Source organism: Solilutibacter pythonis (genome assembly GCF_003697345.1).
GTDB lineage: Bacteria > Pseudomonadota > Gammaproteobacteria > Xanthomonadales > Xanthomonadaceae > Solilutibacter > Solilutibacter pythonis.
Map to the genome: position 1 here is coordinate 42,896 of NZ_RFLY01000011.1, position 22,526 is coordinate 65,421.

The 22,526-nt window shown below is 68.6% G+C and carries 21 protein-coding genes, 1 tRNA gene and 1 pseudogene; 11 read left to right on the forward strand and 12 right to left on the reverse strand.

Features of this window, described 5'->3' with window-relative positions; all coding sequences use genetic code 11:
• Nucleotides 1-3: 3 nt before the first annotated feature.
• Nucleotides 4-324, forward strand: a complete 321-nt coding sequence (locus EBB59_RS08735; RefSeq protein WP_122101821.1) for a non-heme iron oxygenase ferredoxin subunit — start codon at nt 4-6, stop codon at nt 322-324.
• 187 nt (nt 325-511) lie between these two features.
• Here the strand turns inward: EBB59_RS08735 and EBB59_RS08740 are convergent, their stop codons facing one another.
• From EBB59_RS08740 to EBB59_RS08755, 4 genes are read right to left on the reverse strand one after another with little or no spacing between them, the layout of a single operon-like run.
• Nucleotides 512-856, reverse strand: coding sequence for a DUF3325 domain-containing protein (locus EBB59_RS08740; RefSeq protein ID WP_158601757.1), 345 nt, complete (start codon nt 854-856; stop codon nt 512-514).
• The gene (locus EBB59_RS08745; protein ID WP_122101775.1) at nt 853-2,466 is read right to left on the reverse strand and encodes a PepSY-associated TM helix domain-containing protein; all 1,614 of its coding nucleotides are present in this window, start codon (nt 2,464-2,466) and stop codon (nt 853-855) included. Before EBB59_RS08745 ends, EBB59_RS08740 begins: the two co-directional genes overlap by 4 nt.
• Nucleotides 2,463-2,777: a DUF3649 domain-containing protein gene (locus EBB59_RS08750; RefSeq protein ID WP_122101776.1), complete on the reverse strand. Its 315-nt coding sequence runs from the start codon at nt 2,775-2,777 to the stop codon at nt 2,463-2,465. Before EBB59_RS08750 ends, EBB59_RS08745 begins: the two co-directional genes overlap by 4 nt.
• The gene (locus EBB59_RS08755) at nt 2,777-4,969 is read right to left on the reverse strand and encodes a TonB-dependent siderophore receptor (RefSeq protein WP_122101777.1); all 2,193 of its coding nucleotides are present in this window, start codon (nt 4,967-4,969) and stop codon (nt 2,777-2,779) included. Before EBB59_RS08755 ends, EBB59_RS08750 begins: the two co-directional genes overlap by 1 nt.
• Before the next feature lie 227 nt (nt 4,970-5,196).
• Here EBB59_RS08755 and EBB59_RS08760 point away from each other — a divergent pair, with 227 nt between their 5' ends.
• The 5 genes from EBB59_RS08760 (at nt 5,197) to EBB59_RS08780 (ending at nt 12,381) form a co-directional block, all read left to right on the forward strand.
• A complete protein-coding gene (locus EBB59_RS08760) occupies nt 5,197-6,270 on the forward strand; it encodes an efflux RND transporter periplasmic adaptor subunit (RefSeq protein WP_122101778.1) in 1,074 nt (357 codons plus the stop codon).
• Entirely contained in the window at nt 6,267-9,401 is a 3,135-nt protein-coding gene (locus EBB59_RS08765) for an efflux RND transporter permease subunit (protein ID WP_122101779.1), read from the forward strand. The genes EBB59_RS08760 and EBB59_RS08765 overlap by 4 nt, the downstream gene beginning before the upstream one ends.
• Nucleotides 9,402-9,404: 3 nt before the next feature.
• Nucleotides 9,405-9,944: a GNAT family N-acetyltransferase gene (locus EBB59_RS08770; protein ID WP_122101780.1), complete on the forward strand. Its 540-nt coding sequence runs from the start codon at nt 9,405-9,407 to the stop codon at nt 9,942-9,944.
• A 156-nt stretch (nt 9,945-10,100) separates the two neighbouring features.
• Entirely contained in the window at nt 10,101-11,567 is a 1,467-nt protein-coding gene (locus EBB59_RS08775; RefSeq protein WP_122101781.1) for an alanine/glycine:cation symporter family protein, read from the forward strand.
• Between the two features lie 31 nt (nt 11,568-11,598).
• A complete protein-coding gene (locus EBB59_RS08780) occupies nt 11,599-12,381 on the forward strand; it encodes a TrmH family RNA methyltransferase (protein WP_122101782.1) in 783 nt (260 codons plus the stop codon).
• A 35-nt stretch (nt 12,382-12,416) separates the two neighbouring features.
• On the opposite strand, the gene mscL is transcribed toward EBB59_RS08780, so the two are convergent.
• The 3 genes from mscL to EBB59_RS08795 all read right to left on the reverse strand — a co-directional run bounded on the left by mscL (nt 12,417) and on the right by EBB59_RS08795 (nt 13,919).
• Nucleotides 12,417-12,827, reverse strand: a complete 411-nt coding sequence (gene mscL / locus EBB59_RS08785; protein WP_122101783.1) for a large-conductance mechanosensitive channel protein MscL — start codon at nt 12,825-12,827, stop codon at nt 12,417-12,419.
• A 70-nt stretch (nt 12,828-12,897) separates the two neighbouring features.
• The gene (locus EBB59_RS08790; RefSeq protein ID WP_122101784.1) at nt 12,898-13,629 is read right to left on the reverse strand and encodes a fumarylacetoacetate hydrolase family protein; all 732 of its coding nucleotides are present in this window, start codon (nt 13,627-13,629) and stop codon (nt 12,898-12,900) included.
• 8 nt (nt 13,630-13,637) lie between these two features.
• A complete protein-coding gene (locus EBB59_RS08795; RefSeq protein ID WP_122101822.1) occupies nt 13,638-13,919 on the reverse strand; it encodes a hypothetical protein in 282 nt (93 codons plus the stop codon).
• Nucleotides 13,920-14,004: 85 nt separating this feature from the next.
• On the opposite strand from EBB59_RS08795, the gene EBB59_RS08800 reads away from it, so the two are divergent.
• Nucleotides 14,005-14,334 (forward strand): Rieske (2Fe-2S) protein, encoded by a 330-nt coding sequence (locus tag EBB59_RS08800; RefSeq protein ID WP_122101785.1) that lies wholly within the window; start codon nt 14,005-14,007, stop codon nt 14,332-14,334.
• Between the two features lie 198 nt (nt 14,335-14,532).
• Here EBB59_RS08800 and EBB59_RS08805 read toward each other — a convergent pair whose 3' ends face one another.
• From EBB59_RS08805 to thiS, 5 genes and pseudogenes are all read right to left on the reverse strand, one after another.
• Nucleotides 14,533-16,371, reverse strand: coding sequence for an SLC13 family permease (locus EBB59_RS08805; protein ID WP_122101786.1), 1,839 nt, complete (start codon nt 16,369-16,371; stop codon nt 14,533-14,535).
• A 111-nt stretch (nt 16,372-16,482) separates the two neighbouring features.
• A pseudogene (gene trmB, locus EBB59_RS08810) lies at nt 16,483-17,253 on the reverse strand (tRNA (guanosine(46)-N7)-methyltransferase TrmB); the annotation flags it as partial.
• The gene (locus tag EBB59_RS08815; RefSeq protein WP_122101788.1) at nt 17,250-18,044 is read right to left on the reverse strand and encodes a thiazole synthase; all 795 of its coding nucleotides are present in this window, start codon (nt 18,042-18,044) and stop codon (nt 17,250-17,252) included. The gene EBB59_RS08815 and the pseudogene trmB, both read right to left, overlap by 4 nt.
• 166 nt (nt 18,045-18,210) lie before the next feature.
• Nucleotides 18,211-18,429: an HP1242/YdcH family protein gene (locus EBB59_RS08820; protein WP_122101789.1), complete on the reverse strand. Its 219-nt coding sequence runs from the start codon at nt 18,427-18,429 to the stop codon at nt 18,211-18,213.
• A 297-nt stretch (nt 18,430-18,726) separates the two neighbouring features.
• Nucleotides 18,727-18,927 (reverse strand): sulfur carrier protein ThiS, encoded by a 201-nt coding sequence (gene thiS, locus EBB59_RS08825; RefSeq protein WP_122101790.1) that lies wholly within the window; start codon nt 18,925-18,927, stop codon nt 18,727-18,729.
• A gap of 129 nt (nt 18,928-19,056) precedes the next feature.
• On the opposite strand from thiS, the gene EBB59_RS08830 reads away from it, so the two are divergent.
• The 4 genes from EBB59_RS08830 to rimK all read left to right on the forward strand — a co-directional run bounded on the left by EBB59_RS08830 (nt 19,057) and on the right by rimK (nt 22,524).
• Nucleotides 19,057-20,934 (forward strand): autotransporter domain-containing protein, encoded by a 1,878-nt coding sequence (locus EBB59_RS08830; RefSeq protein ID WP_122101791.1) that lies wholly within the window; start codon nt 19,057-19,059, stop codon nt 20,932-20,934.
• Nucleotides 20,935-20,979: 45 nt separating this feature from the next.
• Nucleotides 20,980-21,053: transfer RNA gene (locus EBB59_RS08835), tRNA-Gly, on the forward strand.
• A gap of 62 nt (nt 21,054-21,115) precedes the next feature.
• A complete protein-coding gene (locus tag EBB59_RS08840; RefSeq protein ID WP_122101823.1) occupies nt 21,116-21,577 on the forward strand; it encodes an ATP-dependent zinc protease family protein in 462 nt (153 codons plus the stop codon).
• Nucleotides 21,574-22,524 carry a 30S ribosomal protein S6--L-glutamate ligase gene (rimK, locus tag EBB59_RS08845; protein WP_122101792.1) on the forward strand — a complete coding sequence of 317 codons (951 nt, stop codon included), beginning with the start codon at nt 21,574-21,576 and terminating at the stop codon, nt 22,522-22,524. Before EBB59_RS08840 ends, rimK begins: the two co-directional genes overlap by 4 nt.
• The last annotated feature ends 2 nt before the right edge of the window (nt 22,525-22,526 follow it).

Sequence of the window (22,526 nt, forward strand, 5' to 3'; positions counted from 1 at the left end):
AACCTGAGTGACTGGGAATTCGTCTGCACCGAAGCCGAGCTTCTGCCCGGCGAGAAGAAAACCGTCTGGCACGGCGACACACCAATCCTGGTGGTGAATCTCGATGGCGAATATTTCGCCGTCGAGGACAAGTGCACGCACGAGGATTTCGAGCTGTCGGTGGGTGAGGTCGATGCCGCCGGCGGCCAGATCGAATGCGTGCTGCACGGGGCGAAATTCGACCTGAGAACCGGCGCGGCGACGTGCGCCCCGGCCTATACCCCGGTGGCGAAGTTCCCGGTGAAGGTGGTCGATGGCGCGCTCTGGACGCGCGACGACCGTTGAACGTGGAGCGCCGGGGCGCCCGGCGTTCCCTCCGCGCCCGGCGACTGGCGCGTAACCGCCCCGAAACGGCCCGGTGGCCGGGCCGCCGCGGCCGCGCGGTTTGGAAAGCCTTGTGGTCAAGATGAGCGCGAGCCGCCCGCTCTTTCCGATGGCCATGCCCTTCGGAAAGCTGGCCGCTGTCGTGTTCTCAGGGCATGCCCGTCAGCAGCGAGGCCGCCCCGCCCAGCACGGGTAGTAACAGCAGCATGGGCGCTATCCAATGCGCGCGGTAGGGCAGCAGGCCGAGCGCCAGCAGCAGGCCGGCGGCCGTGACGATGCCCAGCCAGTGCAACAGGCCGGTGGCGGGGCCTTCCATCCACATGGCGAGGGCAAGCGACGACCCGGTCAGCCACCAGCCGGCAAGGCGCAAGGCCGTGCGCGGCCAGGCGGCGGCCCAGTCATGCGTCCGGCAACAGGGGTGATGGCGCTCCATGCCCAGGCACAGTAGCGACAGGCCGGAAAAGGCGATGGCGATCAGCAGCGGTTGCATCATCCGGTGGCTCCGTTGGCGGCGAGTGCGCCGGGGCGCGGCGGGCGTTGGGCGGGTTTCCATTGCCGCGTGCGGTGGGCGGAGAGGGCAAGCCCCAGGCCCAGCAGCAGCACGACCAGGTCGAAACCGGCCATCGCCAGGTCGCCTCGCCGCAGGCTGGCGATGAGGTGCGCGTGTGGCGTCGCCAGGGCGTTCAGCACCGGCAGCAACGCGAACAGCGCCGCGCCCGCGTACAGCTGCGCCACCCAGGTGGCGCGCCGGGGCCGGGCGAAGGCGATCAGCATCGCCACGCCCCAGGCGATGAAGAAGGCGCGGATTTCCGCTTCGGGTCGGTCCGCCATGTCCGTGGGCAGCAGGCGGTTGGCCCAGAAGTAGACCGCGAAGGCAATGGGCAGCCCGGCCACGGTGCCGATGTTGAGCGCATCGACCAGACGCAGGCCGAAGCCGGGGCGTTCGCGTTTCTGGTGTTTCTGTCGCTCCTTGATCGCCCACAGCACCGAGCCGCTGGCGACCATCAGGCAACCCGCCAGGCCGGAGAGGAAAAACAGCGCGCGCAAGCCGGCCTCGGCGAAGCGGGCGGCATGCAGGCCCACCAGCACGTCGCGGGTTTGGGTGGCGCCGCCGGTGGGCGGGCTTTCGGCAACGCGCGTTCCGTCGTTGGCCCGGTAGCGCAGGGTGGACCTTTCCGCGCGGATGCCGCGCTCGCCGGCGCGTTGGAGGTCGATCAACGAATCGGCGCGTCCCGGGGCGTGGATGACGACCCGGCTGGGGATGCCCCCCCGCCAGACGCGGCGGGCGTCGGCGATGATCGAGGCGATTGGCGCAATTGGCGTGCTAGTGCTGGGCGGGCCGTCGATGTCGCCGGGGGCGGGCAATTGCGCGAACGTCTCGGCGATGAATACGCCTTCGTCCTGTGGATAAGCCGTTTTGACGCTCCACGGGAAATACATCACCATCAGGGTGACGATGCCGGTGTAGGTGATCATCAGGTGATAGGGCAGGGCCATCACCGCGCTGACGTTGTGAAAATCCAGCCACGAGCGCTGGCCCTTGCCGGGGCGGAAGGTGAAGAAGTCCTTGAAGATCTTCTTGTGGGTGATGATGCCGCTGATGATCGCCACCAGCATGAACATGGCGCAGAAGCCAACGAGGTAGCGCGCCCAGGACACCGGCAGATAGTGCAGGTCGAAGTGCAGGCGGTAGAAGAACTCGCCGCCGCGGGTGTCGCGCACGCCGACGGGCGCGCCGGAGGCGGGGTCGATCACCGCCTCGCCGAAGCGGCCCCGCCGCCCTTTCGACGGATCGGCTTCATCAGCGGGCTTGCGCCAGCGCAGGTGCATGGTGACATTGCGCTCGTCCGGCAGGGTGATCGACCAGTTCTCGGCGCGCGCGGCATACCGTTGCAGATAGGCGATGCCCCGGGTGGTGGCGGTTTCCGGCGCGACGCGCGGCATTCCCGCCATTCCCGCCAACTCGGGGCGCATCCAGTGGTTGATTTCCTCGCGGTAGTAGCTGGCGGTGCCGGCCATGAAGATCAGTAGCAGCAACCAGCCGGCCAGGAGGCCCGTCCAGGTGTGCAGCCAAGCCATGGATTGCCGGAATCCCGCCTTCACGCAACCGCTCCCAGTGCCCGAAGCCCGGCCCAGCACAACAGGGTGGGAAGGGCGATGCCGAGCCATGCCCGCGCGCTGCTGCGGGCGGAAAAGGCCCATAGCGCGGCGCCGGCGGCGATCAGGATGCCGGTCATCATGCCCGTCAGCACGGCCTGCCCGCGCGCGATTGGCAAGGCCACGGCCAGCCACGCGGCGGCGCTGGCCGCCAGCGCGTAACCGCCGAGGATCGCGGCCATGCTGCGCGAGGCGACATCCAGCCGCTGGCGCAGGCGGGAGGCGGGCGGGCGACGCGCGGCGGGGCGTTCGGCCATCAGTAGCGCCATCTCAGGCTGAGCCGGGTGTTGCGCGGCTCGCCGTAGTTGCCGAAGCCGGTATCGAGATTGGCCCAGTATTTCTTGTTAGTGGCGTTGGTGATGCTGAGCGTGGCGTCCAGATGTTCGTTGAAGGCGTAATTGGCGTGTAGGTTGAGCAGCGTATGGCCGCCCTGCGCGTAGCTATGCCGGCCGAGTACGGGATGCGCCTCCTGCACGCCGGTCATGCGGCTCTGCCAGTTCAGGCCGCCGCCGAGCATCAGGCCCGAGAGGGCGCCATCGAATTGGTAATAGGTGGAAATGTGCAGGCGATTTTCCGGCAGCGTGGCCCAGACCGGGTTGAGCGGGTGGCGCTTGATCTTGACGTGCGTGTAGCCGGAGCCGATGCGCCATTGCGGGGTGATGGCGCCGGAAACCTCCAGCTCGAACCCGCTGCTGCGGGTGCCGTTGGTCGCGATGTAGGCGGAGCCGCCATCGGGCAGCGAGCCTTCCGGTTCCGATGGGTCGCGCACCGGATAGTTGTTCTGCCCGGTGCGGAACACCGCCGCGCTGGCCTGGAGTCGCTTGTCCAGCCACTCGCCCTTGAGGCCGGCTTCCAGGTTCGAGCCGAGCAGGGGGGGAAGTAGGTTGTTGTGCTTGTCGCGGCGGTTCTGCGGATTGAAGATGTCGGTGTAGCTGGCATAGGCCGACAGGTTCGGGCTGATGTCGTAGAGCACGCCGAAGTACGGGGTGAGCTTGCGATCCACGCGGTAGGCGCCGCTGACGCCGGTCGGCCGGCCTTGCGCGTCGCGGTTGTCGGTGCGGGTGCGCCACGAACCCAGCCGCGCGCCGGCGATGAAGGAAAGCCGCGCGCCGGCGTGGAAGCGGGTCGATGCGTAGATGCCGGTCTGCCGGGTGGGCGAGACGCGCGTCGCGCCGGTCTTGAGGTAGACGGGCATCGGGGCGTCGCCGCGCCAGGTGCGATAGTCGGGGATGTCGTATGACCAGGTGCCGCCGGGGCCTGAGGCGTCCTTGAAAACGTCCGATTCCGATTCATGCCGCATCGCGTTGATGCCGACGACCAGTTCGTGGCGGCGGCCAAGCAGGGGATAGGTGCCGCGCGCGTACACGTCCACCGTGTCGCGGACGTCGCGCGTGCTGCTTCTGCCGCCAAGCAGCGTGATTCCGCGGCCGGTGGCCGCATCGGGGATGCCCTTGCCGTAGATGCGCAGGCTCTCAAGCTCGCCACGGGTGCGGCTCAGGTTGGCGTGCAGATTCCAGTCGTTTCCCAGACGGTGTTCGAGGGTGAGGAAGGCGGTGGCGCTGTCGCGCCGCCAATACGTCCACGCCGGCGCGAAGCTGGCGCCGAGCGGCAGGTCGCTCGGCGTGCCGTCGGCCATGAACAGCGGCAGTCCGCCCCAGGTACTGCCGCGCGGGTCGTTGCGTTGCATCTGGTAGCCGGCGAACAGGGTGGTGTTCCCGCCGAGATCGGCCTCGATCGCGCCCATGCCGGCGGTCTTGTCTTCGTGGTAGCGGTCGCGGAAGCTGTCGGCGCGCTGCCGCATCACGATCCAGCGGCTGCGTACCGCGCCCCGGGCATCGAGCGGAAGGTTGAGGTCGGCCTCGCCCCGGCGCAGGCGCCAACTGCCGGCCATCAGGCGTACCGAGGCGTCGAACGCGGCGCCGGGCCGCTTGCGCAGCATGTTGATCGTGGCCGATGGCGAGCCGGTGCCGCTCAGCAGGCCGTTCGCGCCGCGTACCACCTCGATGCGCTCGTACAGCGCGGTGTCGTATTCCAGATTGCTGGAATTGCTGTAACTGGGCACGTTGTCCACCTGGAAATCGGTGATCTGGAAACCCCGGGCGAAGTAGACGGGGCGCTGCGTGTCGTACATCGATACGTTGACGCCGGTGACTTGCGTGAGCGCGTCGTTGAGGTTGGTGATCGAGGCGGTGTCGAGTGTTTCGCGGTCGATCTGGCTGACCGATTGCGGGGTTTCGCGGGGCGTCAGCGGCAGGCGGGTGCTGGTCGCCTGGCGTTGTTGCCGGCCGGTGACGGTGACGCGGTCCAGGGTTTCCGCGCCCGCGTGTCCCGGCGCATCGGCGGCCTGGGCGGGGGATGCGGGCAGGCTCAGCAGGATGCAGCCGGCCAGCGGCAGCAGTCGGAACGGGTGGGCGGGCAGGGACGAAGATGAAAGCAATGCGGTGGGCATGGATGTCCGGATATTTACGAGGATGGCGAGAAAGCGCCGGCGGGCGCTGAGTATTCTTGATTTTATTGAGAATAATTATCTTTTGGCACGCGGGTGGCCGCAAGCGCGCGGCGCCGGCGTAACGCCCATGGAGTACCCGGGTTGACGCGGCCCGCCCGTGTCTGATGGCACACGGCGGTATCACGGGCGATCAATAAAATTGGGCGATCTCGACTCGCCACCCGCCCATGCTTCGTGGAATCCGTACCCCTGCCGTTGCCTGTCTGACCATCGCGCTCCTGGCCGGTTGCGGCGGCAAGACCGAAGCCGAGCAAGGGCGCCGGAGCGAGCGTCCGCTGCCGGTGGGAATGGACACCGTGCGCGAACAGCCCTGGCGGGACACGGTTCGCGCGCTGGGCACGGTGAAGGCGCGCGAGTCGGTGGAAGTCACCGCCAAGGTCAGCGAGACGGTGCGGGGCGTGCATTTCGAAAGCGGGCAGCAGGTCGCGCGCGGCGCGGCGTTGGTGACGCTCAGCGGGCAGCAGCAATTGGCTTCGCTGCGTGCCGCCGAGGCCGCCGCCGCCGAGGCCGAGCAGCTCTACCAGCGGCAATCGCAACTGGCCGCGCAGCAACTCGTCGCGCGCGCGTCGTTGGACAGCCAGCGCGCCACCCGTGATGCCGCGCGCGCCCAGGTGGCGCAGATCCGCGCCAATCTTGCCGACCGGGTGATCCGCGCGCCGTTTTCCGGCGTGCTCGGCATCCGCCAGGTCAGCCCGGGCGCGCTGGTGACGCCCGGCACCGTCATCGCCACGCTCGACGACCTCTCGCACGTTCACGTCGATTTTCCCTTGCCCGAAAGCGCGCTTGCCGGCGCTGGCAAGGGCCAGGTGGTCGTCGCGACCAGCGTGGCTTGGCCGGGCCGCGAATTCGCCGGCCACGTCTCCACCATCGCGACGCGCCTGGACGAAGCCAGCCGCGCCGCGATCGTGCGCGCCGATTTCGCCAATGCCGAGCGCGCACTCAAGCCGGGCATGTTGATGGAGGTGAGGCTGGTGCGCGGCGAGGTATCGGCGATCGTGGTGCCGGAGATCGCCGTGCAGCAGGTCGGCAGTGAAACCTTCGTCTGGCGGGTCGGGCCGGATGGCGGCGTGGAAAAGGCCGCCATCGAAGTGGGCGGCCGAGTGCCTGGCCGGGTGCGGGTGGCCAAGGGATTGACGGCGGGCGAGCGCATCGTCACCGAGGGCGTCGGCAAGCTGAGGGCCGGCGCCCGGGTGGTGCAGGCCGGTGGCGGGGCGAAGCCGGCGCGGGCGACGGGCGGATGAAGCTGTCCGATCTGTCCATCCGCCGGCCGGTGCTGGCGGTGGTGATGAGCTTGCTGTTGGTGGTGCTGGGCATCATGGCCTTCACCCGGCTCACCCTGCGCGAACTGCCGGCCATCGACCCGCCGATCGTTTCGGTGCAGGTGAATTATCCGGGCGCCTCGGCCGGCGTGGTCGAGACCCGCATCACCCAGACGCTGGAGGACGCGCTCTCGGGCATCGAGGGCATCAACACCATCGAGTCGCGCAGCCGCAACGGCAGTTCCGGCATCAGCATCGAATTCCTCGCCGAGCGCGATATCGAGGCGGCGGCCAACGATGTTCGCAACGCGGTCAGCCGGGTCGTCGACCGTCTGCCCGAGGAAGCCGACGCACCGGAGATCAGCAAGGTCGAGGGCGATTCCGACGCCATCCTCTGGCTCAACCTGCGTTCGGCCGGCATGGATCGCCTGCAACTGACCGACTACGCGCAACGCTACGTGATCGACCAGCTTTCGAGCCTGCCGGGTGTGGCCCGGGTCTACTTGGGCGGCGGCCAGCGCTATGCGATGCGGGTCTGGCTCGATGCCGATGCGCTGGCGGCGCGCGGCCTGACCGCCGCCGACGTCGAAACCGCGCTGCGGGCGGAGAACGTGGAGCTGGGCGCGGGGCGGATCGAATCGAAGGATCGCGACTTCATCCTGCGCGTGGCCCGCGATTACACCAGCGACGAAGCCTTCGCGGCGATGCCGGTCGGGCGCGGCGGCGACGGTTACGTGGTGCGGCTGGGCGATGTGGCGAAAGTGCGGCTGGAATCGGCCGAGCGCCGTTCGTATTACCACAGCAATGGCGAGGAGGCGGTGGGGCTGGGCATCGTCAAGACGTCGACCGCCAACAGCCTGGAGGTGGCGACCGAAGCCAAGGCGGCGGCCGGGCGCATCCAGAAAACCTTGCCCGATGGCACCGAGATTTATGTCGCTTTCGACAGCACCACCTTCATCGAAAGCGCGGTGGAGCGCGTCTATGCCACGCTGGCGGAGGCGGTCATCCTCGTTCTGATCGTGATCTGGCTGTTCCTCGGCAGCGTGCGCGCGGCGCTGATTCCAGCGGTGACGGTGCCGGTCTGCCTGATCGCCGCCTTCATCGCCCTGTGGCTCTTCGGCTATTCGATCAACCTGCTGACGCTGCTGGCGCTGGTGCTGTGCATCGGCCTGGTGGTGGACGATGCGATCGTGGTGGTGGAGAACATCCAGCGCCGCGTCGATCTGGGCGAGCCGGCGCTGGTCGCGGCGCGGCGCGGCACCGCGCAGGTGGCGTTCGCGGTGATCGCCACCACCGCGGTGCTGATCGCGGTGTTCCTGCCGGTCGGCTTCTTGCAGGGCAATACCGGCCGGCTGTTCCGCGAGCTGTCGGTGGCGCTGGCCGCGGCGGTGGCGATCTCGGCTTTCGTCGCGTTGACGTTGACGCCGATGATGGCGTCCAAGCTGCTCAAGCCGCATGCCGGCCCGCGCGCGGTCAAGGAAAACCGGGTGAGCGCCTGGCTCAACGCGCGCTTCCAGCGGCTCTCCACGGGCTATCGCGGGGTGCTCGAACGCCATGTGCATCGTATCGGGTTGTTCGGCTCGGCGATGCTCGCGTGCATCGTGGCGATGGTGCTGCTGTTCAAGTTTCTGCCAAGCGAACTGGCGCCGGCGGAGGATCGCGGCGCGTTCCAGTTGATGATGGACGCCCCGGAAGGGGCCGGTTACGACTTCACCGTGGCGCAGATGCGGAAAGTCGAGAAGGTGCTGGCCGGCGAGATCGGCGAGGGCAAGCCGATCGTGCGGGCCAATCCGCGGGTGCCCGGCGGCTTCGGCCCCAGCGAGGAGATGCACACCGGCCGCGCCATCGTGTTTCTGCGGGATTGGCGGGAGCGCGCCCAGTCCACCGCCGAGGTGGCCGGCGCGTTGCAGAAGAAGCTCTCCGGCCTGACCGAAGTGCGGGTGCGCACCCAGGTGGGCGGCGGTCTGGTGCGCACCCGCGGCCAGCCGTTCCAGATGGTGCTGGGCGGGCCGGACTACGCCGAGCTGGCGCAATGGCGCGATGTCCTGCTGGCCAGGATGGAGACGAACCCGGGCCTGACCGGCGCCGATTCCGATTACAAGGAAACCCGGCCGCAGATGCGGATCGTGATCGACAAGGCGCGCGCCGCCGATCTCGGCGTGACCGCCACCGCGATCGGCCGGGCGCTGGAGACGATGATGGGCGGCCGCCGCGTCACCACCTTCGTCGACAACGGCGAGGAATACGACGTGATGTTGCAGGCCGGCCGCGACGCCCGCGCCTCGGTCGCCGACCTCGGCGCGTTGCAGGTACGCGGCCGCGGCGGCGTGCTGGTTCCGCTGGGCAATCTGGTGACGCTGAGGGAAGTCGCCGAGCCGGCCACCTTCAACCGTTTCAACCGCCTGCGTTCGATCACGCTGTCGGCCGGCCTAGCGCCCGGCTACCGGCTGGGCGACGCGGTGGCCTGGGCGCAGGAAACCGCGCGCGCCGAACTGCCCGATTACGCGCAGATCGGCTGGAAGGGCGAATTGCGCGAACTGCAACGATCCGGTGGCGAGGTGCTGCTGATCTTCGTCCTGGCGATGCTGATCGTGTACCTGGCGCTGGCCGCGCAGTTCGAGAGCTTCCTGCATCCGCTGGTGATCATGCTGACGGTACCGCTCGGCGTGCTGGGGGCGCTGATCGGCCTGTGGCTGAGCGGTGGCACCCTCAATCTGTTCTCGCAGATCGGCATCGTGATGTTGGTGGGGCTGGCGGCGAAGAACGGCATCCTGATCGTCGAGTTCGCCAACCAGTTGCGCGATGCCGGACGTGGCGTGCGCGAGGCCATCGTCGAAGCCGCCTCGGTGCGCCTGCGCCCGATCCTCATGACTTCCATCGCCACCATCATGGGCGCGGTGCCGCTGGTGCTGGCCGGCGGTCCCGGTTCGGCCAGCCGGGGCACCATCGGCATCGTGGTGATTTTCGGCCTGGCGTTTTCCACCTTCCTCTCGTTGTTCGTGGTACCGGCGTTCTACGCGCTGCTGGCGCCGTACACGCGCTCGCCCGAGGCGCTGGCGCGCAAGCTGGAGGCGCTGGAAGCCGAGACGCCGGAAGCGCGGGGACCGCATTGAGCGATGGCCGGGGAGGCGCATCCGTACCGTATCGACATCCGTCCCGGCCTGCGCCTGCGCGCCTGGCGGGGTGAGGATTTACCGGCGCTCCTCGGCCATGCCGACCATGCCGAAGTCGCGCGTGGTCTCGGCGAGCGTTTCCCGCACCCTTATCGCCGGGCGGATGGCGAGGCGTTTCTGCGCGGCGAGGTGGTGGCGCTGCAAGACGCCTTCGCCATCGAGTCGCAGGGCGAGGCGGTCGGCGGCATCGGCCTGCGGCGGATGGCGGGCGAGCGCGCCATCGGCGCCGAATTCGGCTACTGGCTGGGGCGTTCGCTGTGGGGGCGCGGGTTGATGAGCGAGGCGGTGGCCGCTTTCGCGCCGTGGGCGCTGGCGCACTACCGGTTGCGGCGGTTGCAGGCGACGGTGCTGGATTTCAACGCCGGCTCCGCCCGGGTCTTGCGCAAGAACGGCTTCGTCGAGGAAGGCGTGTTGCGGCACGCGGTGATGAAAGACGGCCAGGTGCGCGACCTGCGCATGTTCGCCCGCTACGCCGGGGCGTAGGCGCGGCGGCGGTTCGGTTTCGGAGTGGCCGCCAAGGGAAAGCCCTCGACAGCCACGACCTGGACGTCCGGTTTCCGCGCGCGCGAGCGGAGTGGCCGTGCGTGCGTGGCAAATCGGTCACAATCGGGCCTTCACGCGCCAAGCCGGGAGTCTCATTTGGAATCGTTCATCAACGGCCTCAACGGCATCGTCTGGAGCAAACCGCTGATCTGGCTCTGCCTTGGCGGTGGCCTGTACTTTTCGCTGCGCACGCGCTTCGTGCAGGTGCGGCAGTTGAAGGAAATGGTGCGGCTGCTGCTGATCGACAAGCGCTCGGATGCGGGCGTGTCCTCGTTCCAGGCGTTGTCGGTATCGCTTTCGGGGCGCGTGGGGATGGGCAATATCGCCGGCGTGGCCACCGCGATCGGTTTCGGCGGGCCGGGCGCGGTGTTTTGGATGTGGGTGGTGGCCTTCCTGGGCGCTTCCACCGCGTATGTCGAGTCCACACTGGCGCAGATCTACAAGGAAAAGGATGACGAGGGCCGCTATCGCGGCGGCCCGGCTTATTACATCGAGAAGGCGATGGGGCGGAAGTGGTACGCGTGGCTGTTCGCCGTCGTCACCGTGGTCGCCTGCGGTTTCCTGCTGCCGGGCGTACAGGCCAACGGCATCGCCCATGGCATGAAGACGGCGTTCGACATCCCCGTCGAGATGACCGCGACGGTCATGGTGGTGTTGCTGGGCTTCATCATCTTCGGCGGGCTTAAACGCATCGCCAGCGTGGCCGAGTTCGTGGTGCCGTTCATGGCGCTGGCCTACATCCTGGTGGCGCTGGTGATCATGCTGTTGAACGCGCACCAGTTGCCGGCGATGTGGCTGTTGATCATCAAGAGCGCGTTTGGCCTGGAGGCCGCCTTCGGCGCGGTGGTGGGGCTGGCGGTGGAGTGGGGTGTCAAGCGCGGCATCTATTCCAACGAGGCCGGGCAGGGCACCGCGCCGCACGCGGCGGCGGCGGCGGAAGTCTCACATCCGGCCAAGCAGGGGCTGGTGCAGGCGTTCTCGGTATACGTGGACACCCTGCTGGTGTGCTCGGCCACGGCCTTCATGATTCTCTCCACCGGCATGTACAACGTGCTGCGTCCGGACAGGGCCGGGATGATCGTGGAGAAGTTGCCCGGCGTCTCGCACGAAAGCCCGGGCTTCGCGCAGAGCGCGGTGGAATCGGTGCTGCCGGGCTATGGCGGCGCCTTCGTGGCGTTGGCGCTGTTCTTCTTCGCCTTCACCACGGTCATGGCCCATTACTACATGGCCGAGACCAACGTCGCCTATCTCAACCGCAAGACGTCGCGCCCGTGGATGGTGTTCGTGCTGCGCATCGCGCTGCTGGTGGCCGTCACCTTCGGTGCGGTGCGCACCGCGGCCATGGCGTGGACGCTCGGCGACATCGGCGTGGGCGTGATGGCCTGGCTCAACATCATCGCCATCTTCATCCTGCAAAAACCGGCGCTGGCGGCGCTCCGCGATTACGAGGCGCAAAAGAAAGCGGGCATCGTGGAGCCGCAATTCGACCCGGATGCGCTAGGCATCAAGCACGCCGATTTCTGGCGCGAGCGCCGGGTGGCGGGTCACGATGAAGAGCGCTGACGGCGGCCCCTGAAAAGCCGCAAGGCGTCCGGTGGCGCCGCCCGCCGCCGCATCGCCGCGCGAGCTTCGGCTTTACGGATTCAATGCGGTGAGGGCGTTGTTCGCCCGTCGCCCGGAGGCGTTGCGCAGGCCGTGGCTCGCCGAGGCGCGGGTGGCGGATTGCCGCGACATGCTGAAGTGGTGCGCGGCCCACCGGGTCGGTTATCGCATCGTGGCGGAGGAGGATTTGCGCAAGCTGGCCGCCTCCGGCCACCACGAAGGCATCGTCGTGGACGTGCTACGCCCGTCGCCGTTGGCGTTCGCCGACTGGCTGGCCGCGTTGCCGGCCGGGCCTGTCTGCGTCCTTTGGCTAGATGGCGTGGGCAATCCACATAACCTGGGTGCGATCTTGCGCCGCGCCGCGCACTTCGGCGTGGCCGGGCTGCTGCTGCCCGCGGCCGGCGATCTGCAACTCTCGGCCGCCGCCGCGCGGTTGGCCGAGGATGGCGCGGAGGTGGCGCCGTTGGTGCGGATGGGCGATGCGATGGCCGATGTCGAGGCGCTCCACCGCGCCGGGTTCGTGCTGGCGGCGACGCTGGTGGAAGGCGGCGGCGATCTCTTCGCCAGCCAACCGCCCGCGCGCATCGTCTATGTCATGGGGGGCGAGCGGACCGGCGTGGATCGTGGCTTTGCCGGGCGTTGCGACCTGCGCCTTTTCATCCCCGGTAGTGGCGCGGTGGAGCGCCTCGACGTGGCCGCGGCCACGGCGGTGCTGCTGGCGGCGTGGGCGCGGGGTGTCTCGGCATTGCCCGAAACGACGAAGCCGCGGGCATAGCACCCGCGGCTTCGTTCGCGCCGAATGGCGGCGGCTTATGGGCGGCGCTTCAGTTCATCGCGGATTTCGCGCAGCAGCAGCACGTCTTCCGGTGGGGCGGCGGGGGCCGCTTCCGGCTTCTTGTGCAGCTTGTTGATCGCCTTGACCACCAGGAAGATGGCGAAGGCGACAATCACGAACTGGATGACGGCGTTGATGAATTCGCCGTAGGCGATCTGCACCGCCGGCACCGCTTCGCCCGCCGCGTCGAGGCTGGCTTCCTTCAGCGTGATGGAGAGGTTGGAGAAATCCACCCCGCCGATCAGGAGTCCGAGTGGCGGCATGATGACCTTGTCCACCAGCGCGGTGACGATCTTGCCGAAGGCGGCGCCGATCACCACGCCGACGGCGAGGTCGATCACGTTGCCGCGCATCGCAAACGCCTTGAACTCGCTCAACATGCCCATGTGTGCTCCTTGATGTCTTATTGATATGTGCGAACGGGCGGCAGCCGCGCCGCGCCGCCAGCTTAATCGCTCATCGGCGGTCGGTCACGCGGCCGGCGCAGGCCAGCCACTCGCGGCCTTCGGCGTCATTCACCGTGGCCTGCCAGGTATCGCCGGGCAGCAGCGCGGCGACGCCGGCGGGTGTGCCCATGAACACCAGGTCGCCGGCCTTCAGCGCGTACAGCTTGGATAGCTCGATCAGTACGTCGGGCACGTCCCAGATCAGGTCGGCGAAGTGGCCTTGCTGGCGCGGCTCGGCGTTCACCGCCAGTCGCAGGCCGAGCGCGTCGATGGGCGGGAGGTCCGCCGCGCGGCGCATCGGCCCGACCGGCGCGCAGGCATCGAAGCTCTTGCCGGTATCCCAGGGCAGCGATTTCGCTTTCGCCGCGGCTTGCAGGTCGCGGCGGGTGAGGTCGAGGCCCAGCGCGTAGCCGAATACCAGCGATGTGGCGGCGGCGCGGTCGAGCCGGCCGGTGGGCGCATCCTGGCCCAGGGCCACCACCAGTTCCACCTCGTGGTGCAATTCGCGGGTGCCGGGCGGGTAGGGCACCACGCCATCGGCCACCACCGCGTCGGTGGGCTTGAGGAAGAACACCGGGTCGCCGCGCGCGGCCTTCGAGGCTGGCGCGTCCGCGCCCATCTCGCGGGCGTGATCGGCGAAATTGCGGCCGATGCAATAGACCCGCCGCACCGGGAAATAATCGCCGGCCTCGCCCGCCAGCGGGATGCGCGCCGGCGGTGTGGGCGCGAGGACGTCGGCCACCGGGGTTGTCAGCGCGGATGCGGCAGGGCGGAATCGCGCACGCTACGGTATTCGCCTTCGATCACTTGGCCGCCGGCCCGGGGCCGGCCACGCTGGCGCAGGCCGCGCAGCACGGCGGCTCCCAGCAGCATGGTCAGGCCAAGCAGTGCGCCCACCACCAGCAGCACCAGTAGTAGGGCCAGCCCGGTCAGGCCAAGCAACCCACGCACCAGCGGGTGGCGCGGACGCCGCGCGGCGAAGCGCGCGCGCAGACGGGTGACGTAGGGATGGTGTAACCACTGTGCGAACATCGATATCTCCATCCGGCCGGGACACTGGCCGGACCGCCAAGTATCCGGCCGAAGGTCGGGTGAAATGTAAGAGGAGCGTTAAGCGATGGCGAGTGTCAGGTGGGAGCAGATCGAGAATGGCGGCTTTGCCGAAGCCGAAATGTGTGTGGATGGCGTGGCCGAATCGGTGATTCTGCACCGTGATGGCGATGCCGTGCGCGCCTGGCTCAACATCTGTCCGCATGCCGGGCGGCGGCTGGAGGCCGGTCCCGGCCGTTTCATCAAGACCGGTGACGGTCTGCTGATGTGCGCGGTGCATGGGGCGACCTTCGAACTGACCGATGGCGAATGCGTCGGCGGTCCCTGCCGCGGCCAGCGCCTGGCAAAGGTGGAGGTGGAACTGCGCGACGGCGAGGTGGTGCCACGCGCGCGGTGAACGCGCGCGACGGATGACCGGCTCCCATCTCGGCGGTTTCGACGTGCTGCGGACACGCGTGTGGTGAGCGCGTGCGGCGGATCACCTCGAACAGGCCGCTCCATCGCCGGGGGCGTGTGGTGAGCGCGCCCGCGATGAATCACGATCCACGTAGTGCCTGGCGATCTTGCCGGAGGCGGTGAGCGCAGGTGCGCCGAATCACCAGATCAGGTTGACCATCAGTACCACCACCGCGGTGTAGATCACCGACAGCGGCAGGCCGACCCGCCACAGTTCGCGCGCGGTGTAGTTGCCGGGGCCGACCACCATCGAGACGATCGGGTTGGTCGCGGTCATGAAGTTGTTGCTGGCCGAGAGCGCGACGATGAGGGCGAACACCAGCGGATCGCCGTTGGCCGCCAGCGCCAGGTTGATCGCCAGCGGCACCATCATGATGGTCGCGCCGACGTGGCTCACTACCAGCGAGAACGCCACCGTCAGCACCGCCAGGGCCACTTCGATCAGCCACAGCGGCGTGCTCTCGGGAATGCGGTCGATGCTGTGGCCGGCCACCCACGCCGCCGCGCCGGAGGAATCCATCGCCCAGCCCAGCGGGATCAGGCAGGCCATCAGGAACACCGTCTTCCAGTTGATCGAGGCGTAGGCTTCGTCCATGTGGATGACGCCGGCGATCAGCATGCCGGCCACGCCGGTCATCAGCGCGATCGGCACCGGGATGCGCGAGGACAGCGCCAGTAGCATCGTCACCGCGAAGATGCCCATGGCGATCTTGAATTTGTGCGGGCGCTGCTCGCCCTTGGGGTAGTCGGTGACGACGACGAAATCCTTCTTCGCCGCCACGTCGGCCAGGTTGCGCCAGATGCTGTGCAACACCAGCATGTCGCCCGCCTTCAGCGGCAGCTTGCGGATGTCCTCGCGGATCACTTCCTTGTCGCGGTTCACCGCCAGCAGGCTCAGGCGGTACTGCTTGCGCAGTTGCAGGTCGCTGGCGGTCTTGCCGATGAACGGGGAGTTGGGCGGGATCACCGCCTCGGCGATGCCGGCCCGGCTCGGGTTGAACAAATCGGCGAACTGCCGCAGACGGGCGTTCATGTGCAGGAAGTTTTCCTTCGAGAACGCCGCCACCTGCTCGCGCGGGCCCATTGCGCCCAGTACGTCGCCCACCCAGATGCGGGCATCGGCCGGCGGTGCCAGGCGCGATTCGTCGCTGGATTTCAGCGCCAGCACCAGGGGCGTGTCGGGCATCGTCTCGACCTCGCCCAGGGTCATGCCGACCAGCGGGCTGTCGGCGCTGACGGTCAGTTCGTAGACCTCGCCCTCGATGCCGTAAGCCTGGGCGAAGTAGCTCTGGGTGCGCGCCGGAGTGACGCCGCCGTCGCTTTCGTCCGAAAGCTGGCGGTCGCCCAGCCAGCGGAAGTACGCCAGCGAGGCGGCCAGCAGCGCCAAGCCGATCGGCAGTGGCGCGAACATCTTCAGCGGATGCAGCGAGACCGCGCCCGAGGGCAGGTTGGCGTTGGCCGAGACCAGCAGGTCGTTCAACAGGATGAGTGGCGAATTGCCGACCATCGTCAGCCCGCCGCCCATCACGATGGCGGCGGCGATGGGCAGCAGCATCCGTGAGAGCGCCACGCCGGTACGCGCCGACAGGCGCGAGGCCACCGGCATGTACAGCGCCATCACCGCCGGGTTCTGCATGATCGAGGAGTTGAGCCCGGCCACCGCGCTGGTCAGGAACAGCAGCCGTCGCTCGCTGCCGTCGGCGCGGCGCAGCAGCCAGCCGGCCAGGCGGTTGAGCGCGCCGGTGCGCTCCAGCCCCGCGCCCAGGATCATGGTGGCGATGATGCTGATCACCGCGTTGCCGGCGAAACCGCCGAACAGGTCCTCCGGCGCCACCAGTCCGGTGAGGCCGAGCAGTACCAGCACCACCAGCGCGACCACGTCGGCGCGCACGCGGTCGAACAGGAACAGCACCATCGTCAGCCCCACCAGCCCGAGGACGAGCTTCATGTCGGTGGTGAGGGTGAGCGCGGGATGCATGGGGATCGGGGGTTAGCAGTCGGGGGTCGGGGAGGCGCCGCGATGGTTGTCCGCGGCAGGCGCGTGGCCCTGGGACGCCGAGCCGGAAGGCGGGCTGAGGGCATCCGCCGTCCCCGTTTCCGCTGGCGCCCGATCCCGGGCTTCCGGCCCCCGCTTTTCGTAAATCATGTCCCAGACGCCGTGGCCGAGGCGCTGGCCACGGGTCTCGAAGTGCGTCTGCGGCCGCCAGTCCGGGCGCGGCAGGTGCCCGCGCGGGCCGACGCGGTTGGCGATGCCGGGCGTGGCATCGAGCACGTCCCACATCTGCTCGGCGTAATCGGCCCAGTCGGTGGCGAGGTGCAGGCGGCCATCGGGGCTGAGCTTGCGCACCAGCAGGGCGGCGAATTCGGGGTTCACCAGCCGGCGCTTGTGGTGGCGCTTCTTGTGCCAGGGGTCGGGGAAATAGATGCGAATCTCGTCGAGACCGCCATCGGCGATTTCGTTTTCCAGCACTTCCACCGCATCGTGGTGGTAAACGCGGGCATTGGCGAGGCCCTCGGCATCCAGCGCGTTCAGCAGCCGGCCGACGCCCGGCGCGTGTACCTCGATGCCGATATGGTCGCGCGCCGGATCGCGCGCCGAGGAGAAGCGGAACGCCTCGCCATTGCCGAAACCGATTTCGAGGATGCGTTTGGCGGCGCGGCCGAACACGGCGTCGAAATCCTTCGGCTGGCCGCTGTAGTCGATGCCGAAGCGCGGCCACAGCGCATCGAAGGCGCGTTGCTGGGCCGGAGTGAAGCGGCCCTGGCGCAGCACGAAGCTGCGCACGCGGCGGCGGCCTGCCTCCACCGTGAACGGCTTGGGCGGGGCCTTGGCGCCGTCGCTGGAGAACGGATCACTCACGTGATCAGGCCATCCACCGGCGAGGAGGCGCTGGCGAAGCGTTTCCTGGGGATGCGGCCGGCCAGGTACGCCTCGCGGCCGGCCTCCACCGCCAGTTTCATCGCATGGGCCATCCGTACCGGCTCGCGCGCGCCGGCGATGGCGGTGTTCATCAGCACGCCGTCGCAGCCCAGTTCCATGGCGATGGCGGCGTCCGAGGCGGTGCCGACGCCGGCATCGACGATGATCGGCACTTTCGCGTTCTCCACGATTTCGATCAGGTTGTAGCGGTTCTGCACGCCCAGGCCGGAGCCGATCGGCGCGGCCAGCGGCATCACCGCCACGCAGCCGATCTCCTCCAGTCGCTTGCACAGGATCGGGTCGTCGCTGGTGTAGACCATGACCTCGAAGCCTTCTTTCACCAGCGTCTCGGCGGCGGCGAGTGTCTGCACCACGTCGGGGTGGAGCGTGCGCTGATCGCCCAGCACTTCGAGCTTGACCAGGTTGTGGCCGTCCAGCAGTTCGCGGGCGAGGCGGCAGGTGCGCACGGCATCGTCGGCGCTGTAGCAGCCGGCGGTGTTGGGGAGGAGGGTGTAGCGCTCGGGCGGCAGGACGTCGAGCAGATTGGGTTCGCCGGGATGCTGGCCGATGTTGCTGCGGCGGATGGCGATGGTGACGATCTCGGCGGCGGCGGCCTCGGTGGCGGCGCGGGTTTCTTCGAGATCCTTGAACTTGCCGGTGCCGGTCAGCAGGCGCGAACGATAGGGCTTGCCGGCGATGAGCAGCGGCTTCGGGTCGATGAAAGTCTGCATCCGTGGATTATGGCCCAGGGCGGGCCGGTGGACGAGGCCGCGACGCGGGAAAACAGCGGCGATTGACGGTGATGGGCGGAATGGATCGATGTAGCGGCGGGCATCGGCGCCCTGCCGCCCGTGCAGCCATCCGATCCCGATGGCTGCACGGGAAAAACCCGCGCGGTCAGTGCGCTATCTGTTCGGCCATGGTGATGAGGCGTTCCTTGGCGGCCAGTTTCTCGCGCTTCATCTGGGAAAGCTCCATGTCGCCGATCGGCAGCACGCCGTGTTCGGCATCGCTCACTTTCTTGTCCAGTTCCTGATGGTGGAAATACAACTGGCGGAATTCCGCGTTCTGCTTCATCAGGCTGTCCAGTTCGTCCTGCGAGCGGTCTTCAAACATGCCAAATCCTCCTGTTTGCGGGGTGGAGATAGCCAACGCGACACGGCACGATCGCAGGGGAGGCGGAGGTACCCGGAGCGGGTACGAACAGGCATCCGATGCACCGGCGGCGGTCTTCGGCGCGGTGGCGATTCCACCTTACTCCCGGCTCCGGGCCGGATGCAATCGGCACTTCGGGGAACCGTTCATCGCCGTGTCAGGGGCGTGTTATCCGGGGCTGGAAGCGGGCCGATGCGCCCTTTGCAAGCGGGCGGATCCGGGGGGGCGAATTGGGCAAGCGCGGTGGTGCCGGGCGGCTCAGCCGCCGCCGAGGGCATGGACGATCTCGATCACATCGCCCTCGGCCAGGCGGTGTTCGCCATGGCGCGAGCGCGGCACGATCTCGCCATTGACCTCGACCGCCACCCGGCGCTCGCCAAGTCCCTCGCGTTCCAGCAGCTCACGTACGCTGGGCGTGTCGGCATAGTGGCGCGGCTCGCCGTTCAATCGGATGTCCATCGCGCCATTGTCGGCGCTTGGCGGCCTGGATGCACGTCCTCGCGGCCTGGCCGGTGGCGCGGTGCGACCCAACCGTGCCGTATGGCATGAAACGGTAAGCTGTCATGCTTTCGTAACCGGAATCTGTTCATGTCCGCTATCCGTAAAATCCGCCGTTTGAAGGCGGCCACGCTCGCCACCGCGCTGGCGTGCGCCGCATTGCCGAGCCTGGCCCAGCAGGGTCCCTTCAGCCAGACCGTGTTCTTCGGCGACAGCCTGACCGACGCCGGTTATTTCCGTCCCTTGCTGCCGCTGGCCGCGCAGCCGGTCATCGGCCAGTTCACCACCAATCCCGGCCTGGTCTGGTCGCAGTTCCTGGCCGATTACTACCGCACCGACGCCTCCACCGCCTGGTTGGCGACCGGCCGCGTCCCGCTGGCCGATAAGGGCGGCAACTACGCGGTGGGCGGCGCCCGGGTGGGTACCGAGGTGAACGGCGCGCTCGGCTACACGCCCTCGCTGTCCAGCCAGTTGGCCGAACATCTGCGCCGCGGCGGCGGCCGCGCCGATGCCGATGCGCTCTACACCGTCTGGGGCGGGGCCAACGATCTGTTCGCAGTCACCAACGATGGCGCCGATCCGGCCGCCACGCTCGCCGCCGCGGTGGGGGCGGAAGTGGGGGTCGTCGACAAGCTGCACGCCGCCGGCGCCCGCTACATCCTCGTCCCGACGGTGCCGGATATCGGCATCACCCCGGCCTTCCGCGCCAAGGGGGCGGCGGCGATGGCGCAGGGCAGCGCGCTGGCTGCGGCCTACAACGATGCGCTGTTCAAGGGCCTGGCGGCGCGGAACCTGCGGGTGATCCCGCTCGATACCTATCGCCTGCTGGGGGAGGTCGTCGCCGATCCGGGCACTTACGGCTTCCGCAACGTCAGCGGCACCGCCTGCCAGCCGCAGATCACCGCGCAGTCGCTGGCTTGCAACCCGACCAGCTACGTCTCGCCGGATGCCCCTTACACCTATGCCTTCGCCGATGGCGTGCATCCCGGTAGCGCGGCCCACGCGATCCTGGCCGATTACGCCGTCGCCACGATCGAGGGGCCGCGCCAGGTCGCGGTACTGCCGCACTCGGCGGCGACGGTCGGGCGCCAGCGCGCCGATCGCGTCGCTGAGCAGTTGGCCAGCCGCGGCGATGCCGAGGGCGGCCGTTTCTGGGGCGGCCTGCGCTACGACAACCAGCGCTACCCACGCGGTGCGATGGTCGGCGATGGCTTCGAGGGTGGCGGCGCCAGCCTCGGCCTGGGCTACGACCGCAACGCCGGCGCCTGGGTCTATGGCGGTTATCTCGACGCCGGCCGCCAGCGTATCGATTACGGCGCGCGGCGCGGCGATTTCCGCCAGCGCGAGATCGGGCTGGGCGGCTACGTCGGCTGGCGGGGCGACAACGCCTGGTTCGATGGACAACTCGGTTACTCGAAGCTCCAGTTCGATGTCAGCCGCCAGGTGCCGCTTGGCCCGGCGACGCGCGGCCACGATGGCCGCGCCGATGGCCGCAATCTCAGCGCCGGTCTGGGCGCCGGCTGGCGCTTCGGCCATGACGGGTTGCGCCACGGCCCGTTGCTGCGGGTGCTGGCGCAGAAGATCCGCGTCGATGGCTATGCCGAATCGCGTCCGGAACTCGCCACGGCGCTGTCCTTCCCCAGCCAGGCATTCGACTCGCTACAGGTATCCGCCGGCTGGCAGGCCGAATGGATGCTGGGCGAACACACCCGGCCCTATGCCCGCCTGACGGCCGAACGCGAATTCGGCGACCGGCCCGAACAAGCCTTCGCGCGCATGAGTTCGATGCCCGGCACGCCCGATTACGCGGTGCCGGCGCCGCGCTTCGACGACCGTTATGGCCGCCTCGGCCTGGGCGTGCGCACCCGGCTGAGCGGGATGGACGTGCTGGCCGGCGCGGAACTCGGGCTGGGCGAGCGTGATGGCCGGCGTTCGAGCTTCCACCTCGGCCTCGCCAAGGGGTTCTGAGCGCGATTGCCAAACGCCTGGCATGCGGCATAGACTCTGCCGCACGCGGGTGTAGTTCAATGGTAGAACTTCAGCTTCCCAAGCTGATAGCGTGGGTTCGATTCCCATCACCCGCTCCAATACGCGACGGCGGCCTCCGGGCCGCCGTTTTTTCGTGGCGAACAAGGATGCGGGAGGCAATGTGGAGAGCCATGACCCGGTGGTGCTCGGCTGGCGCGAGCGCATCGACCTGCCCTTGCTTGGCATTGGCCGCCTGCGCGCCAAGATCGACAGTGGCGCGCGCAGTTCCTGCCTGCATGTCGAGGCGCAATGGCGCTTCGTCGAGGCCGGCGCGCCGTGGGTGGGTTTCCGCCTGCGTGGCGCGCGCGCGGACGCGCCGCCGGTCGAGGCCGCCTCGGCCGTCATCGATGAGCGCATCGTCACCGATTCCGGCGGGCATCCGGGCCTGAGGCCGTTCATCCGTACCCGGCTGGCGCTGGCCGGCCTCGTGCGCGAGATCGAGATCAACCTGGCCGATCGCCGGCGCATGCGTTTTCCCATGTTGATCGGGCGCAGCGCCATGCGGGACGCCTTCATCGTCGATCCTTCACGATCCTGGCTGCACAATTGCCCGCGCCGCCGCAGTCTCGCCGAGTCCGCATGAAGCTCGCCATCCTGTCCCGCAACAGCAAGCTGTATTCCACCAAGCGGCTGGTCGAGGCGGCGCGCGCGCGTGGCCACAGCGTGCGCGTGCTCGATCCGTTGCGCTGCTACATGCACATTTCCAGCGACGGCTTCGACATGCACTACAAGGGCGCGCCGATCGCCGATTACGACGCGGTGATTCCGCGCATCGGCACCTCGGTCACCCGCTATGCCACCGCCGTGCTGCGCCAGTTCGAGTTGATGGGCGCGGATACGCCCAACGCCTCCGACGCCATCCTGAAGGCGCGCGACAAGCTGCGCAGCCACCAATTGCTGGCGGCGCAGGGCATCGGCCTGCCGACCACGGTGTTCGGCGACAACCCGGACGACACCGCGGATCTGCTCTCGATGCTCGGCCCGCCGCCGCACGTCATCAAGTTGAACGAGGGAACCCAGGGCGCCGGCGTGATGCTGACCGAGAAGTTGTCGGCCTCGAAAGGCGTGATCGAGGCGCTGCGCGGCCTGTACGCGCAGTTCCTGGTGCAGGAGTTCGTCGCCGAGGCCAAGGGGGCCGATCTGCGCTGTTTCGTCGTTGGCGGCAACGTGGTCGGGGCGATGAAACGGCAGGCGCCGAAGGGCGACTTCCGCTCCAACCTGCATCGCGGCGGGGTGGCGAAGGCGGTCAAGCCGCGCCCGGACGAAGTCGAGATCGCGGTACGCGCGGCGCGGGGGCTGGGGCTGAGCATCGCCGGCGTCGATCTGATCCGTTCCGAGCGTGGCCCGCTGGTGCTGGAGGTGAATGCCTCGCCGGGGCTGGAGGGCATCGAGTCCGCCACCGGCAAGGACATCGCCGGGCTGATCATCGAGCACGTTGCCGCCCGCATCGAGAAACCCGCGCGCCGTGTGCGGCCCTCGACCAGGACCGCCGCGCCACGGGAGCACAAGCGCGCGCCACGGGCCGGATGAAG

Coding starts and splice junctions, on each gene's coding strand:
- EBB59_RS08740 (WP_158601757.1), bottom strand. CDS start 856: ATGATGCAACCGCTGCTGATCGCCATCGCCTTTTCCGGCCTGTCGCTA.
- EBB59_RS08750 (WP_122101776.1), bottom strand. CDS start 2,777: ATGGCCGAACGCCCCGCCGCGCGTCGCCCGCCCGCCTCCCGCCTGCGC.
- EBB59_RS08755 (WP_122101777.1), bottom strand. CDS start 4,969: ATGCCCACCGCATTGCTTTCATCTTCGTCCCTGCCCGCCCACCCGTTC.
- EBB59_RS08760 (WP_122101778.1), top strand. CDS start 5,197: ATGCTTCGTGGAATCCGTACCCCTGCCGTTGCCTGTCTGACCATCGCG.
- EBB59_RS08765 (WP_122101779.1), top strand. CDS start 6,267: ATGAAGCTGTCCGATCTGTCCATCCGCCGGCCGGTGCTGGCGGTGGTG.
- EBB59_RS08770 (WP_122101780.1), top strand. CDS start 9,405: ATGGCCGGGGAGGCGCATCCGTACCGTATCGACATCCGTCCCGGCCTG.
- mscL (WP_122101783.1), bottom strand. CDS start 12,827: ATGGGCATGTTGAGCGAGTTCAAGGCGTTTGCGATGCGCGGCAACGTG.
- EBB59_RS08795 (WP_122101822.1), bottom strand. CDS start 13,919: ATGTTCGCACAGTGGTTACACCATCCCTACGTCACCCGTCTGCGCGCG.
- EBB59_RS08800 (WP_122101785.1), top strand. CDS start 14,005: ATGGCGAGTGTCAGGTGGGAGCAGATCGAGAATGGCGGCTTTGCCGAA.
- EBB59_RS08805 (WP_122101786.1), bottom strand. CDS start 16,371: ATGCATCCCGCGCTCACCCTCACCACCGACATGAAGCTCGTCCTCGGG.
- EBB59_RS08815 (WP_122101788.1), bottom strand. CDS start 18,044: ATGCAGACTTTCATCGACCCGAAGCCGCTGCTCATCGCCGGCAAGCCC.
- EBB59_RS08820 (WP_122101789.1), bottom strand. CDS start 18,429: ATGTTTGAAGACCGCTCGCAGGACGAACTGGACAGCCTGATGAAGCAG.
- thiS (WP_122101790.1), bottom strand. CDS start 18,927: ATGGACATCCGATTGAACGGCGAGCCGCGCCACTATGCCGACACGCCC.
- EBB59_RS08830 (WP_122101791.1), top strand. CDS start 19,057: ATGTCCGCTATCCGTAAAATCCGCCGTTTGAAGGCGGCCACGCTCGCC.
- rimK (WP_122101792.1), top strand. CDS start 21,574: ATGAAGCTCGCCATCCTGTCCCGCAACAGCAAGCTGTATTCCACCAAG.